The 15,631-nt window shown below is 72.6% G+C and carries 14 protein-coding genes; all 14 read right to left on the reverse strand.

Translation table 11 applies throughout. From position 1 onward, the window contains the following. Positions 1-26: 26 nt before the first annotated feature. The gene (gmk, locus tag DEJ34_RS08700; protein WP_110910815.1) at positions 27-989 is read right to left on the reverse strand and encodes a guanylate kinase; all 963 of its coding nucleotides are present in this window, start codon (positions 987-989) and stop codon (positions 27-29) included. Further along, positions 986-1,849 (reverse strand): orotidine-5'-phosphate decarboxylase, encoded by an 864-nt coding sequence (pyrF, locus tag DEJ34_RS08705; protein WP_258368220.1) that lies wholly within the window; start codon positions 1,847-1,849, stop codon positions 986-988. The genes gmk and pyrF overlap by 4 nt, the downstream gene beginning before the upstream one ends. Continuing rightward, positions 1,843-5,121: a carbamoyl-phosphate synthase large subunit gene (carB, locus tag DEJ34_RS08710; protein ID WP_110910814.1), complete on the reverse strand. Its 3,279-nt coding sequence runs from the start codon at positions 5,119-5,121 to the stop codon at positions 1,843-1,845. The genes pyrF and carB overlap by 7 nt, the downstream gene beginning before the upstream one ends. Beyond that, the gene (gene carA, locus DEJ34_RS08715) at positions 5,121-6,335 is read right to left on the reverse strand and encodes a glutamine-hydrolyzing carbamoyl-phosphate synthase small subunit (protein WP_110910813.1); all 1,215 of its coding nucleotides are present in this window, start codon (positions 6,333-6,335) and stop codon (positions 5,121-5,123) included. Before carA ends, carB begins: the two co-directional genes overlap by 1 nt. Further along, the gene (locus DEJ34_RS08720) at positions 6,335-6,877 is read right to left on the reverse strand and encodes a PH-like domain-containing protein (RefSeq protein WP_110890805.1); all 543 of its coding nucleotides are present in this window, start codon (positions 6,875-6,877) and stop codon (positions 6,335-6,337) included. The genes carA and DEJ34_RS08720 overlap by 1 nt, the downstream gene beginning before the upstream one ends. After that, positions 6,874-8,229: a dihydroorotase gene (locus tag DEJ34_RS08725; protein ID WP_110890806.1), complete on the reverse strand. Its 1,356-nt coding sequence runs from the start codon at positions 8,227-8,229 to the stop codon at positions 6,874-6,876. The genes DEJ34_RS08720 and DEJ34_RS08725 overlap by 4 nt, the downstream gene beginning before the upstream one ends. Continuing rightward, the gene (locus DEJ34_RS08730; RefSeq protein ID WP_110890807.1) at positions 8,226-9,185 is read right to left on the reverse strand and encodes an aspartate carbamoyltransferase catalytic subunit; all 960 of its coding nucleotides are present in this window, start codon (positions 9,183-9,185) and stop codon (positions 8,226-8,228) included. The genes DEJ34_RS08725 and DEJ34_RS08730 overlap by 4 nt, the downstream gene beginning before the upstream one ends. Further along, positions 9,182-9,751 (reverse strand): bifunctional pyr operon transcriptional regulator/uracil phosphoribosyltransferase PyrR, encoded by a 570-nt coding sequence (pyrR, locus tag DEJ34_RS08735; RefSeq protein WP_110890808.1) that lies wholly within the window; start codon positions 9,749-9,751, stop codon positions 9,182-9,184. The genes DEJ34_RS08730 and pyrR overlap by 4 nt, the downstream gene beginning before the upstream one ends. 77 nt (positions 9,752-9,828) lie before the next feature. Further along, positions 9,829-10,281: a transcription antitermination factor NusB gene (gene nusB / locus DEJ34_RS08740; RefSeq protein ID WP_110910812.1), complete on the reverse strand. Its 453-nt coding sequence runs from the start codon at positions 10,279-10,281 to the stop codon at positions 9,829-9,831. A gap of 11 nt (positions 10,282-10,292) precedes the next feature. Next, on the reverse strand, positions 10,293-10,853 hold the full coding sequence (gene efp, locus DEJ34_RS08745; RefSeq protein WP_110825070.1) for an elongation factor P: 561 nt from the start codon (positions 10,851-10,853) through the stop codon (positions 10,293-10,295). Between the two features lie 99 nt (positions 10,854-10,952). Continuing rightward, a complete protein-coding gene (locus DEJ34_RS08750; RefSeq protein ID WP_110910811.1) occupies positions 10,953-12,644 on the reverse strand; it encodes an ABC1 kinase family protein in 1,692 nt (563 codons plus the stop codon). Between the two features lie 57 nt (positions 12,645-12,701). Next, positions 12,702-13,784 carry a 3-dehydroquinate synthase gene (gene aroB, locus DEJ34_RS08755; protein ID WP_110910877.1) on the reverse strand — a complete coding sequence of 361 codons (1,083 nt, stop codon included), beginning with the start codon at positions 13,782-13,784 and terminating at the stop codon, positions 12,702-12,704. A gap of 11 nt (positions 13,785-13,795) precedes the next feature. Further along, on the reverse strand, positions 13,796-14,341 hold the full coding sequence (locus DEJ34_RS08760; protein ID WP_110890841.1) for a shikimate kinase: 546 nt from the start codon (positions 14,339-14,341) through the stop codon (positions 13,796-13,798). Between the two features lie 38 nt (positions 14,342-14,379). Then, positions 14,380-15,600 (reverse strand): chorismate synthase, encoded by a 1,221-nt coding sequence (aroC, locus tag DEJ34_RS08765; RefSeq protein ID WP_110825072.1) that lies wholly within the window; start codon positions 15,598-15,600, stop codon positions 14,380-14,382. Between the last annotated feature and the right edge of the window lie 31 nt (positions 15,601-15,631).

The following is a 15,631-nucleotide window of genomic DNA, read 5'->3' on the forward strand; positions in this document are numbered from 1 at the left end:
GTTGCTCCTCGTCGTCGGTGCACCCGTCAGGGCGCAGAGAACAAGTCTACGACCTCGCGTGCCGCCGTGCTGACATCCGAGTTCACGATCCGCACGTCGAACTCGTCCTGCGCGGCGAGCTCCACCTTCGCGGTCTCGAGCCGCCGGGCCTGCTCCTCGGCGGACTCGGTGCCGCGGCCGATGAGCCGTCGGACGAGTTCGTCCCAGGTCGGCGGCAGCAGGAACACGAGCACCGCCTCGGGCATGGCGTCCCGCACCTGCCGGGCACCCTGCAGGTCGATCTCGAGCATGACCTTCTCGCCGGCGTCGAGCGCACGGTCGATCGGCGGCCGCGGGGTGCCGTACCGGTACGAGTTGTGCACGGTGGCGTACTCGAGCAGTTCGCGGTCGCGGATCATGCGGTCGAACTCGGCGTCGTCGACGAAGTAGTAGTGCACCCCGTCGACCTCGCCCGGGCGGGGCTTGCGGGTCGTCGCGGACACGCTGAGGTTCACCTCGGGGTACTGCTCGCGGATGTGGGCGCTGACGGTGCCCTTCCCGACCGCGGTCGGCCCCGCGAGCACGACGAGCTTCGAGGCCCCCCGCTTGCGCCCACGTGCCGCCAACCAGTCCGCGAGCTCGGTGCGCTGTCGACTGCCGAGGCCGCCCAGGCGCTTGGACGGCGCGATGCGGAGGGCGCCCATCACGGCCTCGGCCCGGGCCGGACCGACACCGGGCAGGCTCGTGAGGAGGTCCCGCACCCGGAGCGACCGCTCGGCGGCGGTCGCCGCGACGACCGACTCGTCCTCCGACCACGCGGCCTTGGCGACCTCGAGCGGCGACCGCTCCCCCGACGACACCGCGGCCTTGACGGCGGCACGTGCTCGTCGTGCGGCGACGGCGGCCTTCGCGGCCGCGACACGGTCGACCTCCGGCGGGTTCCGGTGCGCGGGGAGCTCGGCGCGGTCGTCCGTGGACGTGTCGGGCGCTGCCCCGGTCTGCTCGGTCACGCGGCCACCGCCAGGGCGCGCGCGATCCGCTCCGCGCGGTCCGCCACCAGGCCGGCGACGGCGTCCGGACCGTCGACGAGCAGGCCGCGCGACTCGTTCACCAGGACCTGCTCGGCACGGCTGCCGTACAGCCCGCGGAGGTCCTCGATGCGTGCGCCCTGCGCGCCGAACCCGGGCGCGAGCACCGGCGCCGCGCCGATGTCGTCGGCGGTGATGCCGAAGTCGTCGAGGTCGAGCGTCGCGCCGAGCACGAGCCCGACGTCCCCCAGGGCCTGGTCGGCCGTCGTCCGGTTCTCGTCTGCCACGTCCACGACGATACCGGCCGCCACGGTCCGACCGGCACGCGGCCCCTCGGCCACCACCGCCGTCTGGAGCACGCGTGCCTCCGGGTTGCTCGTCGCGGCGAGCACGAAGACACCCGCTCCGTGCGCACGGGCGACGCGGATCGTCCCGGCGAGCGAGGCGTACCCCAGGTACGGCGACACGGTCATCGCGTCCGCCGCGAACGGCCCGTCGCCGTCCAGCCAGGCGAGCGCGTAGTCGTCCCCGGTGGACCCGATGTCGCCGCGCTTCACGTCGGCCACGACCAGGAGGCCCGCGTCCCGCGCCCGACGGATCGTCGCCTCGAGCGCCCGGAACCCGGCCGCCCCGGCGGCCTCGAAGAACGCGACCTGCGGCTTCACGACGGCCGCACGGCCCGCGGCCGCGTCGACGAGGGTGGCGCCGAACGCCGTGAGGCCCTCCTCGTCGCGGCCGAGCCCCCACGCCGCCAGCGTGGCGGCGTGGGGGTCGATCCCGACGCACAGGGCCGAGCGCGCGTCGATGGCGGCCGCGAGCCGGACGCCGAACGGCGTCACCACCCGGCCCGCTCGAGCGCGTAGTCCTGCAGGCTGCGGACGCTGTGCGGCGTCCCGATCGTCTCGATCGCCGCGACCGCCGCGCCGAGCTGCGAGATCGTCGTGAACAGCGGCTTGTCGGCCGCCACGGTGGCCGCACGGATCTCGTACCCGTCCGCACGACCCGAGGCACCGCTCGGCGTGTTGATGACGATGTCGACCTCGTTGCGGGCGAGCAGGTCGACGACGCTCTCCTGCCCCTGGCTGTACTTGCCGACCGTGCCGACCAGGATGCCGTTGCGGCGGAGCACCTCGGCGGTGCCCTCGGTCGCGATGATCCGGAACCCGAGCTGCTGCAGGCGGTGCACCGGCAGGACGATGGCGCGCTTGTCCGTGTCGGCGACGCTCACGAAGACCGTGCCGCTGGTCGGGAGCCCGCCGTACGCGGCCTCCTGGCTCTTCAGGAACGCCCGCGGGAAGTCGCGGTCGATGCCCATGACCTCGCCGGTCGAGCGCATCTCCGGGCTGAGCACGGAGTCGACGACCTGCCCGTCGGCGGTGCGGAAGCGCCGGAACGGGAGCACGGCCTCCTTGACGGCGACCGGCGCCTGCGCCGGGACGAACGCGCCGTCGCGGGCGGGCAGCATCCCCTCGTCGACCAACCCGTCGATCGTCGAGCCGGTCATGATGCGCGCGGCGGCCTTCGCCAGGGCGATGCCCAGTGCCTTCGACACGAACGGCACCGTGCGGCTGGCACGCGGGTTCGCCTCGAGGACGTAGAGCACGCCCGCACCGATCGCGAACTGCACGTTCAGCAGACCGCGGACGCCGACGCCCCGCGCGATCTCCTCGGTCGCGTCCACGACGGCCTGGATCTCGGCGCGACCGAGGCCGACCGGGGGCAGGGTGCAGGACGAGTCACCGGAGTGGATCCCGGCCTCCTCGATGTGCTCCATGATGCCGCCGACGTACAGCCGCTCGCCGTCGTACAGCGCGTCGATGTCGATCTCCACCGCGTCGTCGAGGAAGCGGTCGACCAGCAGCGGCAGGTCCGGGCCGATGATCGCCTGGTCGGCCATCCGGTCGAAGTAGTCGGCGAGGGCGGCGGAGTCGTAGACGATCTCCATGCCGCGCCCACCGAGCACGAAGGACGGGCGGACGAGCACCGGGTAGCCGATGCCCTCGGCGACGGTGGTCGCGCTCGCCAGGTCGTGGGCGGTGCCGTTCTTCGGGGCGAGGAGGCCGGCGTCGTCGAGGATGCGGGAGAAGGCCCCGCGCTCCTCGGCGAGGTCGATGGCGTCCGGGCTCGTGCCGAGGATCGGGATGCCCGCGGCCTCGAGCGGCTTCGCCAGGCCCAGCGCGGTCTGCCCGCCGAGCTGCACGACGACGCCCACCACCTGCCCGGACGCCTGCTCGGCCTCGATGACCTCGAGGACGTCCTCGGCCGTGAGCGGCTCGAAGTACAGGCGGTCCGAGGTGTCGTAGTCGGTCGAGACCGTCTCCGGGTTGCAGTTCACCATGATCGTCTCGAACCCGGCGTCGCTCAGCGCGAAGGACGCGTGCACGCAGGAGTAGTCGAACTCGACGCCCTGGCCGATGCGGTTCGGGCCGGAGCCGAGGATGACGACCTTCTTGCGGTCGCTCGGGGCGACCTCGGTCTCGGTGTCGTAGGACGAGTAGTGGTACGGCGTCAGTGCGGGGAACTCGCCCGCGCAGGTGTCGACGGTCTTGAACACCGGCCGGATGCCGAGCGCGTGCCGCTGGTCGCGGGCCTCCTGCTCGGTGATGCCCCGGAGCGCGGCGATCTGCACGTCGCTGAAGCCGTGCTCCTTCGCCCAGCGGACCGTGTCGGCGTCGAGCGTCGCGGCGTCCCGGACCTCGGCCGCGACCTCGTTGATGAGGACGATCTGGTCGATGAACCAGGGGTCGATGCCGGTGGCGTCGAAGACCTCCGCCGTGGTGGCGCCGGCGACGAGGGCCTGCTGGACCGTGACGATCCGGCCGTCCGTCGGGATGCGCGACTTCTCGAGCAGGGCGGCCTTGTCGAGCTGGTCCGCCGGGACGTCCCAGTGGAAGCTCGACCCGCGCTTCTCGAGCGACCGGAGCGACTTCTGCAGCGCGGTGGCGTAGTTGCGGCCGATGGCCATCGCCTCGCCGACGCTCTTCATCGTCGTGGTGAGCGTCGCGTCGGCGGCGGGGAACTTCTCGAACGCGAAGCGCGGGGTCTTCACGACGACGTAGTCCAGCGTCGGCTCGAAGCTCGCCGGGGTGACCTGCGTGATGTCGTTCTGGATCTCGTCGAGCCGGTACCCGATGGCGAGCTTCGCGGCGATCTTGGCGATCGGGAAGCCCGTCGCCTTCGACGCGAGGGCCGACGAGCGGGAGACGCGCGGGTTCATCTCGATGACGATCACGCGACCGTTCGAGGGGTCGACCGCGAACTGGATGTTGCAGCCGCCGGTGTCGACGCCCACCCGACGGATGATGTCGATGCCGATGTTCCGCATGTTCTGGTACTCGCGGTCGGTCAGCGTGAGCGCGGGGGCGACCGTGATCGAGTCGCCGGTGTGCACGCCGACCGGGTCGACGTTCTCGATCGAGCAGATGACGACCGTGTTGTCGGCGTTGTCCCGCATCAGCTCGAGCTCGTACTCCTTCCAGCCGAGGATCGACTCCTCGAGCAGGACCTCCGTCGTCGGGGACGACTGCAGGCCGTCGCCGACGAAGCGGACGAGCTCCTCCTCGTTGTAGGCGAAGCCCGAGCCGAGCCCGCCCATCGTGAAGGAGGGCCGGACCACGAGCGGGTAGCCGAGGTCCTGCGCGAACTCCTTCGCCTCCTCGAGCGTGTGCGCGATGTGGCTGCGGGCGACGTCCGCGCCCGACTCGAGGACGAGCTCCTTGAAGAGCTGTCGGTCCTCACCGCGCTGGATGGCGTCGACCTTCGCGCCGATGAGCTCGACGCCGTGCTTCTCGAGGATGCCGGCCTCGTCGAGCGCGATCGCGGCGTTCAGGGCGGTCTGCCCGCCGAGCGTCGGCAGGACCGCGTCGGGCTGCTCGATGCGGATGATCTCCTCGAGCGAGGCGTTCGTGATCGGCTCGATGTACGTCGCGTCGGCGAAGTCCGGGTCGGTCATGATCGTCGCCGGGTTCGGGTTCACGAGGATGACCCGGACGCCCTCGGCGCGCAGGACGCGGCACGCCTGGGTGCCGGAGTAGTCGAACTCGGCGGCCTGCCCGATGACGATCGGACCGGAGCCGATGACCAGGACGGAGCTGATGTCGGAGCGCTTGGGCATCAGTTGCCCTCCTTCGTGGTGTCGGCGGTCGTGACGTCGGCGGCGGGGGTGGTCGCGTCGGCGGTGGCCGCGTCGAGCGGCTCCCCCTGTCGTTGGGCGAGGACCAGGTCCCGGAAGCGGTCGAACAGGTACATGCTGTCGTGCGGTCCGGCGGCCGCCTCGGGGTGGTACTGCACGCTGAACGCGGGGATGTCGAGCGCGCGGAGGCCCTCGACGACGTTGTCGTTCAGCGAGTAGTGCGACACCTCGACCCGGCCGAAACCGACCGGCGACTCGAGGGTCTCCCCGACCGGGGCGTCGACCGCGAAGCCGTGGTTCTGGCTCGTGATCTCCACCTTGCCGGTCGTGGTGTCGAGCACCGGCTGGTTGATCCCGCGGTGGCCGAACGGCAGCTTGTAGGTGCCGAAGCCGAGCGCGCGGCCGAGCAGCTGGTTGCCGAAGCAGATGCCGAAGAACGGTCGGCCGTCGCGCAGGCTGTCCTGCAGGAGCGACACCTGGGCGTCGGAGGCGGCCGGGTCGCCGGGGCCGTTCGAGTAGAACAGCGCGTCGGGGTCGAGCTCGCGGAGCCGCTCGACGGTGACGTCCTGCGGCAGCACGTGCACCTCGAAGCCGCGCTCGGACAGGTACCGCGTGGTGGACGCCTTGACGCCGAGGTCGAGGACGGCCAGCGTGCCGACCCGCTCCCCGACCGGCGCGACCACGTACTCCTCGGCCGTGGAGACCTCGGCGGACAGGTTCCTGCCCGTCATGCCGGTCTGCTCGGTGACGATCCGGAGCTGCTCGTCGGCGTCGAGCGCCGTGTCGGCCCCGCTGAAGACACCGCCCTTCATCGCGCCGGCGTCGCGGATGCGCCGGGTCAGGGCCCTGGTGTCGATCCCGGAGATGCCGACGATGCCGTCGCGCACGAGGTGCTCGTCGAGCGAGGCGTTGGCCCGGTGGTTCGACACCACCCGGCTGGGGTCGCGCACGACGTACCCGGCGACCCAGATGCGCCGCGACTCGGGGTCCTCGTCGTTCACCCCCGTGTTGCCGATGTGCGGTGCCGTCTGCACCACGATCTGGCCCGCGTACGACGGGTCGGTGAGCGTCTCCTGGTAGCCGGTCATGCCGGTCGCGAAGACCACCTCGCCGAGCGTGCGCCCGCGGGCGCCGTAGGCCCAGCCGTCGTACCGGGTGCCGTCCTCGAGGACCAGTACGGCCCGTTCGCGTGTCATCAGTTCGTCCCTTCGCCCGCGGTGTGCGGGGAGTCGTTCGTCGTCGCCGGTCCCTGCAGCGCGCGGAGCGCGTCCGCGTCGCCCTGGGGGAACCGGAAGTAGGTGTCGAGGTCCGTCGCAGCTGCGGCGCCGGTCGCCGTCCATCGCAGTCGGACCAGTCCCCCGGGCTCGACCACCCGGTCGATGGCCCACGTGGCCCGGTCGGCACCGCGCACCGCGCTCCGGGCGATCCAGCGGTCGTCCGTGCCGGCGTGGTGCAGCACGACGCCGGACCGGTGGACCGTCACACCGCCGCGGCCGCGGAACCCGAGGCCGCCGGCCGTGATGCGTTCGAGCGGCTCGTCGGCGCGGGTCGTCGCGACGGTGAACCCGTCCCACGACCCGACCACGGGCCCGGGGTCCGCTGGGACCGGGACGGGAGGCACGGCCTCCGCCTGCCGTCGGCTGCGCGTCCGCCACGTGCGGGCCATCGCGACGAACAGCGCCGCCACCGCGAGCAGGATCACCCCGCCGAGCAGCCAGCGCGCCGTGTCACCGCTCATGCGGTCGCCGCCCGCTCGTGCGCGGCCCGTGCCGCGACCGTCCCGGCGTCGAGCAGTTCCCCGTCGAGGACGGTGGGCATGCCGTGGTGGAACGTGGCGACCACCCGGCCGGGCAGGCGCATGCCGAGGTACGGCGAGTTCTGCGACTGTCCGTGCAGGTCGTCGACCGAGAACGTGCGCACGGCGGCCGGGTCGTACAACGTGACCTCGGCCGGTGCCCCCTCGGCGATCGCGTGCCCGTGGCCGGCGACCTGGCCGATCCGGGCCGGCGCGCTCGAGAGCACCCGGGCGACGTCGGCCCAGTCGAGGCGACCGTCGGCCACCACGGCGGCGTGCACGACGCTGAGCGCCGACTCGAGCCCGACCATCCCGTTCGCGGCGGCCGGCCACTCGCAGTGCTTCGCCTCGGCCGGGTGCGGCGCGTGGTCGGTGGCGACGATGTCGATCGTGCCGTCGGCGAGGGCCGCGCGGAGCGCGTCGACGTCCTCACGACTGCGGAGGGGCGGGTTGACCTTGTAGCGGGCGTCGTACCCGGGCGCACCGTCGTGGCCCGCGATGAGGTCCTCGGTCAGGACGAGGTGGTGCGGGGTGACCTCCGCCGTGACGTCGATCCCGCGGGACTTGGCCCAACGGATCACCTCGACGCTGCCCGCCGTCGAGACGTGGCAGACGTGCAGCCGGGCACCGACGTGGTCGGCGAGCAGGACGTCGCGCGCGATGATCGACTCCTCGGCCACGGCGGGCCATCCGGCGAGGCCGAGCTCGGAGGACAGCCGGCCCTCGTTCATCTGCGCGCCGATGGTCAGACGGGGTTCCTGGGCGTGCTGCGCGAGCACCCCGCCGAAGCCCTTGATGTACTCGAGCGCGCGCCGCATGAGCAGCGGGTCGGCGACGCACGAGCCGTCGTCGGAGAACACCCGGACGGCCGCGCGCGAGGTCGCCATCGCGCCGATCTCGGACAGGTGCGTGCCCTGCAGGCCCTGCGACACGGCGCCGATCGGCCGGACCGTGACGTAGCCGGCGTCGTCCCCGAGCGCCTGCACCTGCTCGACCACCCCGGCGGTGTCGGCGACCGGCGAGGAGTTCGCCATCGCGTTCACCGCGGTGAACCCGCCGGCGGCGGCGGCCCGTGAGCCGGACAGCACGGTCTCGGACTCCTCGTGGCCGGGTTCGCGGAGGTGGGTGTGCAGGTCGACGAGACCGGGCAGGGCGAGCAGCCCGTCGGCGTCGACGACCGTGGCACCGGCCGTGTCGAGACCGGACCCGACCGCGGTGACGAGCCGACCCTCCAGGCGGATGTCGGCCCGGGTGCCGTCGACCAGCTGCGCGCCGCGGATGAGGTGTGCGGTCATGCGACGGTCTCCTTCTGGTGGTCACCGGTGAGGGCGAGGTAGAGCACGGCCATCCGGACCGAGACGCCGTTCGCGACCTGCTCGACCACGGTGGAGCGGGCGTCGTCGGCGGCCGCGCCGGCGATCTCGAGCCCGCGGTTCATCGGGCCGGGGTGCATCACGAGCGTGCGCTCGGGCAGCCGGGCGAAGCGCGCGGCGGTGAGCCCGAAGTGGCGGGTGTACTCGCGCGGGTTCGGGAAGAAGGCGTCGTTCATCCGCTCCTGCTGGATGCGCAGGGTCATCACGACGTCCGGGTCCTCGGCCAGTGCGGCGTCGAGGTCGTGCTGGACCGCGGCACCGAAGGGGCGGTCCACCGCGGGCAGCAGCGTCGGCGGCGCGGCGAACGTGACGTGGGCGCCGAGGGTCCGGAGCAGCCAGGCGTTGCTGCGGGCCACGCGGCTGTGCAGGACGTCGCCGACGATGAGCACGCGGACGCCGTCGAGGCCCTGCCCGCGGCTCGCCGTGCCGTGCAGCCGGCGGCGCATCGTGAACGCGTCGAGGAGCGCCTGCGTGGGGTGCTCATGGGTACCGTCGCCGGCGTTCACAACCGGCACGTCGATCCAGTCGGCCTCGGCCAGGACGCGCGGGGCGCCGGACGCCCCGTGGCGGATGACGATGCCGTCGATGCCCATCGCGTCGAGGGTCTGCACGGTGTCCTTGAGCGATTCGCCCTTCGAGACGCTCGAGCCCTTCGCGGCGAAGTTGATGACGTCCGCGGAGAGGCGCTTGGCGGCCGCCTCGAACGAGATCCGCGTGCGGGTCGAGTCCTCGAAGAACAGGTTGACGACCGTCCGGCCGCGCAGCGCCGGCAGCTTCCGGACCTCGCGCGTGTTCACCTCCGCCATCTCCTCGGCGACGTCGAGGATGCGGACGGCTTCCTCCCGCGACAGGTCCGCGGTCGAGAGCAGGTGCCTCATGCCGCACCGCCCTGCTCGATGACGACCTCGTCGATGCCGTCGGTCTCGGTCAGGTGCAGCGAGACCCGCTCGTCGCCCGCGGTCGGCAGGTTCTTGCCGACGTGGTCGGCCCGGATCGGCAGCTCGCGGTGGCCCCGGTCGACGAGGACCGCCAGGCGGACGGCGCGTGGTCGGCCGATGCCCTGCAGGGCGTCGAGCGCTGCGCGGACCGTCCGGCCGGAGTAGAGGACGTCGTCGACGAGGACGACGACCTTGCCGTCGACGCCGCCGGCGGGGATGACCGTCCGGTGCGGGGACCGACCGATGCCCCGACCGAGGTCGTCGCGGTACATCGTCACGTCGAGTGCTCCGACGCGCTCGGTGCCGATGCCGCCGGACGCGGACTCCCACCCGGGCTCGATGTCGGCGAGGACCCGACCCAGGCGCTCGGCGAGGACGGCCCCGCGGGTCGGGATGCCGAGCAGCACGAGGTCCGAGCCGCCGTGGTTGGCCTCGAGGATCTCGTGTGCGATGCGTGTCAGGGCACGCGTGATGTCGGACTGCTGCAGGACCGTTCTGGTGCCCACGCCGACCTCCTTCCTCGTCTCTCTGGACGACCCCCGCCTCACTGGACGGCATCAAAGGATGCTGGTTGCGTTCGAGCCTAGCGGGACTCCCGGTCCTCCGCGACAGTCCGACCGGACGGTCCACGGCCCTCCGCGACGGCGCCGAGGACGCCGTTCACGAAGCCGGCCGAGTCGTCGGTGGACAGCGACTGGGCGAGCTCGACGGCCTCCGCGATCGCCACGGCGTCCGGGACCTCCGGGTTGAACCGGATCTCCCACACGCCCATGCGCAGGATGCAGCGGTCGAGGACCGGCATCCGGGCGATCGCCCAGCCCTGCGCGTGGTCGGAGATGACGCCGTCGATCTCGTACCGGGCCTCGTCGACGCCCGTCACGATCTGCCGCGCGTAGTCCCAGCTGGAGGCGCGCTCCGGCTGGTCGAGGTGGCGGACCGTCTCGATCGCGAGGACGTCCGCGATCGGCAGCTCGCGCACCTCGGCCACGTACAGCATGTCGAGGGCGCGCTTGCGGGCCTTCGAACGAGCACTCATACGGTCAGCGCCTAGTCGTTGACGCGGCCGAGGTAGTTGCCGTCGCGGGTGTCGACCTTGACCTTGGTGCCGGACTCGAGGAAGAGCGGGACCTGGATCTGGTACCCCGTGACGATCGTCGCCGGCTTCGTGCCGCCGGAGGAGCGGTCGCCCTGCAGGCCAGGCTCGGTCTCGATCGTGGTGACGATCGAGGTCGGGAGCTCGACGTAGAGCGGGTTGCCCTCGTTCATCGCGATGGTGACCTGCGCGGACTCGAGCAGGAAGTTGCGCGCGTCACCGACGACGGCCGCCGGGACGTTGACCTGGTCGTAGGTGTCCTGGTCCATGAAGACGTACGAGTCGCCGTCCTCGTAGAGGTACTGGAAGTCGCGACGGTCCACCGTGGCGGTCTCGATCTTCGCGCCGGCGTTGAAGGTGCGGTCGACGACCTTGCCGGAGACGACCTGCTTGAGCTTGGTGCGCACGAAGGCGCCGCCCTTGCCCGGCTTCACGTGCTGGAACTCGACGACCGACCAGAGCTGCCCGTCGATGATGAGAACGGCGCCGTTCTTGATGTCAGTGGTACTCGCCATGGGTCTTCCGTTCGATGGTGTTGTGAAGGTGTCCAGGCTCGTGGAGCCCCGGACGAGTGTAGCGGACGGGGCCAGGCGTGCCGGGACCGGACCGCCGGCCTACTGCCGTCTCCTCGCCAGCCACGCGTCGGCGGCCGCCCACGCGAGCAGCACGACACAGGTGCCGCCGAGCAACGCCCCGGCCACGAGCGTGCTGATCACGGCCGTCGGCCGGGCCGGCGCGGCCAGGTAGACCACGGCCAGGAGGCCCGCCCCGGCTCCCAGGAGCACGAGCAACACCCGGCGGATCATGCCGGAGACGGTCTGGCGGTCACGCCGGTCGCTGAGCAGCCGGATGTTCACCGACAGCCGCCCCGCCTCGACCGCCTCGGTGATCTTGTCGATGCGGCGCGGCAGCCGCCGCGCCGAGGTCACCAGCCCGAAGAGCTCGCGGACGAGGACGCTCCGCACCGCGGCGGGCCGGAGCTGGTCGCGGATCTGCTCCGCCGCGAGGCCGCGCGACTCCTCGAGCAGGTCGAACGACGGCGCGAGCGTGCGGAGCGTCCCCTCGAAGATCGCCAGCGCGCGGGCGGCCGCCACGAAGTCGGCCGGAGCACGCAGCCGGTAGCGACCGAACACCTCGACCGCGTCGTCCACGGTCTCGACGCCGATCCGCGCGCCCGGACCGAGTTCCTCGGCGACGAACCGCGCCATGTCGCGCCGGAAGTCCGCTTCGTCCTCGGGGTCGCGGACCGGCGCCATCCGGAGGACCGCGTCCGCGATGCGTGAGGTGTCGTCCTGCAGGTAGGCGGCGAGCAGTTCCTGGACCGTGTCCCGGAGACCCGGGTCGAGCCTCCCGACCGATCCGAAGTCGATGAGCGCGGGCTGTCCGTCGGGCAGGAGCAGGACGTTCCCCGGGTGCAGGTCCGCGTGGTAGACGCCGTCGAAGACGACCTGACGGAGGAACGCGCGGAGGACCGAGCGCATCGGCTCGTCGAGGTCGCGGTCCGAGCGCTCGGCTCGGATCGCGCTGAGCGTGTCGCCCTCCAGGAACTCCATCACGAGCACGCGTCGCGTGGACAGGTCGCGGTACGGCTCCGGGAACCGCACCTCGTCGGGACGCGCGCTCCGGGCCTGGGCCGCGCGGAGCGACTCGAGGTTCCGCAGCTCCGCGGTGAAGTCGACCTGTCGGACGAGGTCGGCGCCGTACTGCTCGGCCACCTCGACCACGCCGAGCTGCCGCGCCTGCGCGGACGTCCGGGTCAGGAAGCGCACGAGCCGCAGGGCGATGTCGACGTCCCGCCGGACCGCGGCGTCGATGCCCGGCCGCTGCACCTTGACCGCGACCGCGGTGCCGTCGGCGAGCCGTGCGCGGTGCACCTGCGCGATGGAGGCCGCGGCGACGGGCTCCGGGTCGAAGGACGCGAACACCCCGGCCACCGGCGCGCCGAGCTCGGCCTCGAGCAGCGCGGCGACCTCGTCGGGCGCGGCGGGACGCACGCTCCCCTGCAGGAGCGCGAGGCGCTCCGTCCACTCGTCGGGCAGCAGGTCGTCGCGTGTGGACAAGACCTGGCCCATCTTCACGAAGCCACCGCCGGCCTCCTCGAGCGCCAGGCGCAGGTGGTCGGCCTGGTCCCGGCGGAGGTCGGCCGTGGCCGGCTCCCGCGAGAAGTCGAGCCGACGGATCGGCAGGAGCCCGTGGCGCCGTGCGATCCCGAGCACCTCGGCGAACCGACGGGCCTGACCGCGGGCGGTCCCCGCGTCCGGACGCTGCTGGGTGGAGAAGTCGCTGAGACGGGGCGGGTTCGGCACGTCCTCAGTCTGCTCCGTGGGCCTGGGGCGGACCGGGGCGCCGGGACCCGTCGGACCTCAGGCGCCGACCTCCTGGTAGGCGGTGAAGAGCAGGTGGTCCTCCGGGCCCTCGAGCGTCACCGGCTTGCCGATCCCGTCGAGGATGATGAACCGGAGCATGCCGGCGCGTGTCTTCTTGTCCCGACGCATGGTCGCGAGGAGGCTCTGCCACCGTCCGAGCGGGTAGGTGGTGGGGAGCGAGAGCGAGTCCAGCACCGCCCGGTGTCGGTCCACGGTGGCGTCGTCCAGGTGCCCGGTCAGGCGTGCGAGTTCGGCGGCGAAGACCATGCCGACGGAGACCGCAGCGCCGTGTCGCCACTGGTACCGCTCGGCGTGCTCGATCGCGTGACCGAGGGTGTGCCCGTAGTTGAGCACCTCGCGACGGCCCTGCTCCGTGAAGTCGTCCGACACGACCTGCGCCTTGAGACCGATCGCGAGTTCGACGACGCGACGGAACTCGGGCGTGGTCGGGTCGGTGACGCGGTCGACGTCCGCCTCGATGACGTCGAGGATCTCCGGGACCGCGATGAAGCCGGCCTTGACGATCTCGGCGAAGCCGGCGAGGACTTCGTTCCGCGGCAGGGTCCGGAGGAGGTCCAGGTCGGCGACCACCGCGCGCGGGGCGGCGAAGGCGCCGACGAGGTTCTTGCCCTCGTTCGTGTTGATGCCGGTCTTGCCGCCGACGCTCGCGTCGACCATGCCGAGCACCGTGGTGGGCATCGACAGGTACGGCACGCCGCGCAGCCACGTGGCGGCGACGAACCCGGCGAGGTCGGTGACGGCGCCGCCGCCGAGCCCGATCACGGCGTCGGTGCGGGTGAAGTCGGACTGGCCCATGACCTGCCAGCAGAACGAGGCGACCTCGATCCGCTTCGCGGCCTCGGCGTCGGGGACCTCCGCGATGAGGGCCTCGAGCCCCGCGTCGACGAGCAGCTGCCGGAGGTCCTCGGCCCGGGCCCCGAGTGTCGGTGCGTGCACGATGAGGACCTTGGCGACGCGCGGGCCGAGCAACGCGGGGACGGCCCCGAGCAGGCCGTTCCCGACCGCGACGACGTAGCCGTCGTCGCCGCCGACTCGGATCTCGGTGGTGCCCTCGGGCAGGGTCGACTCGGTCACGGTGCTCCTTCGTCGGAGGTGGTCGGGGTGCTGGGTCGGCCGTCGGTCCGGCCATCGGTCCGGGCGCTCGCCGGCGTCGTGCGACGGACCCATGCGACGACGTCCTCCGCCACGCGGGACATCGGCCGCCGCGAGGTGTCGAGCACCAGGTCGGCCAGCCGCTCGTACGTCGGTGCCCGCTCGTCGAGGATCGACTGCCACGCCGTGATGCCGCCGGTCGCGATGAGCGGCCGGTCGCTACCGAGGATCCGGGGCGCGACCGCCTCGGCCGAGACGGTCAACAGGACGACGTGCGCGTCCGCGATCGCCGCGCGCGTGCCCTCGTGCATGACGGCTCCCCCGCCGAGGGACACGACGCCGCCGGTCTCGACCGCTCGTCGGACCGCCTCGGCCTCGAGCTCGCGGAACACGGGCTCGCCGCGCTCGGCGAACAGCCGCGGGATCGGTCCGTGCTCGCGGGCGATCACCCGGTCGGTGTCGGTGAACGGGACGCCGAGTGCCTTGGCCACCCGGCGGCCGACGCTCGACTTCCCCGCGCCCATCGGTCCGATGACGACCACAGGCCGGGGCACGGCCGCGTTCACCGGGCTGGCGTCGGCGCGGTCGGGTCGCTCCGGCGCGTCCGGAGCGTCTCCGGGATCGCGGCGAGGTAGCCCTCGAGGTTCCGCTTCGTCTCGGCCACGCTGTCACCGCCGAACTTCTCGAGCACGGCGTCGGCGAGCACCAGGGCCACCATCGCCTCGGCGACGACGCCGGACGCCGGCACCGCGCAGACGTCGGAGCGCTGGTGGTGCGCACTCGCGTCCTCGCCCGTCGCGACGTCGATGGTCTGCAGCGCGTGCGGGACGGTGGCGATCGGCTTCATCGCGGCACGGACGCGGAGGACCGTACCGGTGGACATGCCGCCCTCGGTGCCGCCCGCACGGTCGCTTGTGCGCACGATCGCACCGTCGGCGCGCTGCAGTTCGTCGTGCGCGGCGGACCCGCGGCGGGCCGCGGTCGCGAAGCCGTCACCGACCTCGACGCCCTTGATCGCCTGGATGCCCATGATCGCCGCTGCCAGGCGCGCGTCGAGCCGACGGTCCCACTGCACGTGCGACCCGAGTCCCGGCGGGACCCCGTAGAAGAGCACCTCGACCACGCCGCCGAGGGTGTCGCCGTCCTTCTTCGCGGCCTCGACCTCGGTCACCATGCGGGCGGAGGTCGCGGGGTCGGCGCAGCGGAGCTGGTCGTCGTCGAGGCGGTCGACGTCGGCGGGCACGGGCAGTGCGGCGTCCTCTGGCACGCGGACCGTACCGACCTGCAGCGTGTGCGCGACCGAGGTCATCCCGAGTTCGGCCAGGAAGGACTTCGCCACGGCGCCGAGCGCGACCCGGGCCGCGGTCTCTCGGGCGGACGCGCGCTCGAGGATCGGTCGGGCCTCGTCGAAGCCGTACTTCTGCATCCCGACCAGGTCCGCGTGCCCGGGGCGCGGGCGCGTCAGCGGGGCACCGCGGCCGCGGGAGGCGTCGGTCTGCTCGACGGGCTCGGGGTTCATCACCTCGACCCACTTCGGCCACTCGGTGTTGCCGATGCGGATCGCGATCGGGCTGCCCATCGAGAGACCGTGGCGGACGCCACCGGACAGGTGCAGCTCGTCCTGCTCGAACTTCATGCGGGACCCACGGCCGTAGCCGAGCTTGCGGCGCGCGAGGTCGGCGCGGATGGACTCGTACGACACCGGGACGCCGGCCGGGAGGCCTTCCATCATGGCGATGAGTTCGGGTCCGTGGGACTCTCCAGCGGTCAACCAACGAAGCATGGAGCCATCCTCCCACAGCGCACGGCCGTGC

This window comes from Curtobacterium sp. MCPF17_050 (assembly GCF_003224435.2).
In the GTDB taxonomy this organism is placed as follows: domain Bacteria; phylum Actinomycetota; class Actinomycetes; order Actinomycetales; family Microbacteriaceae; genus Curtobacterium.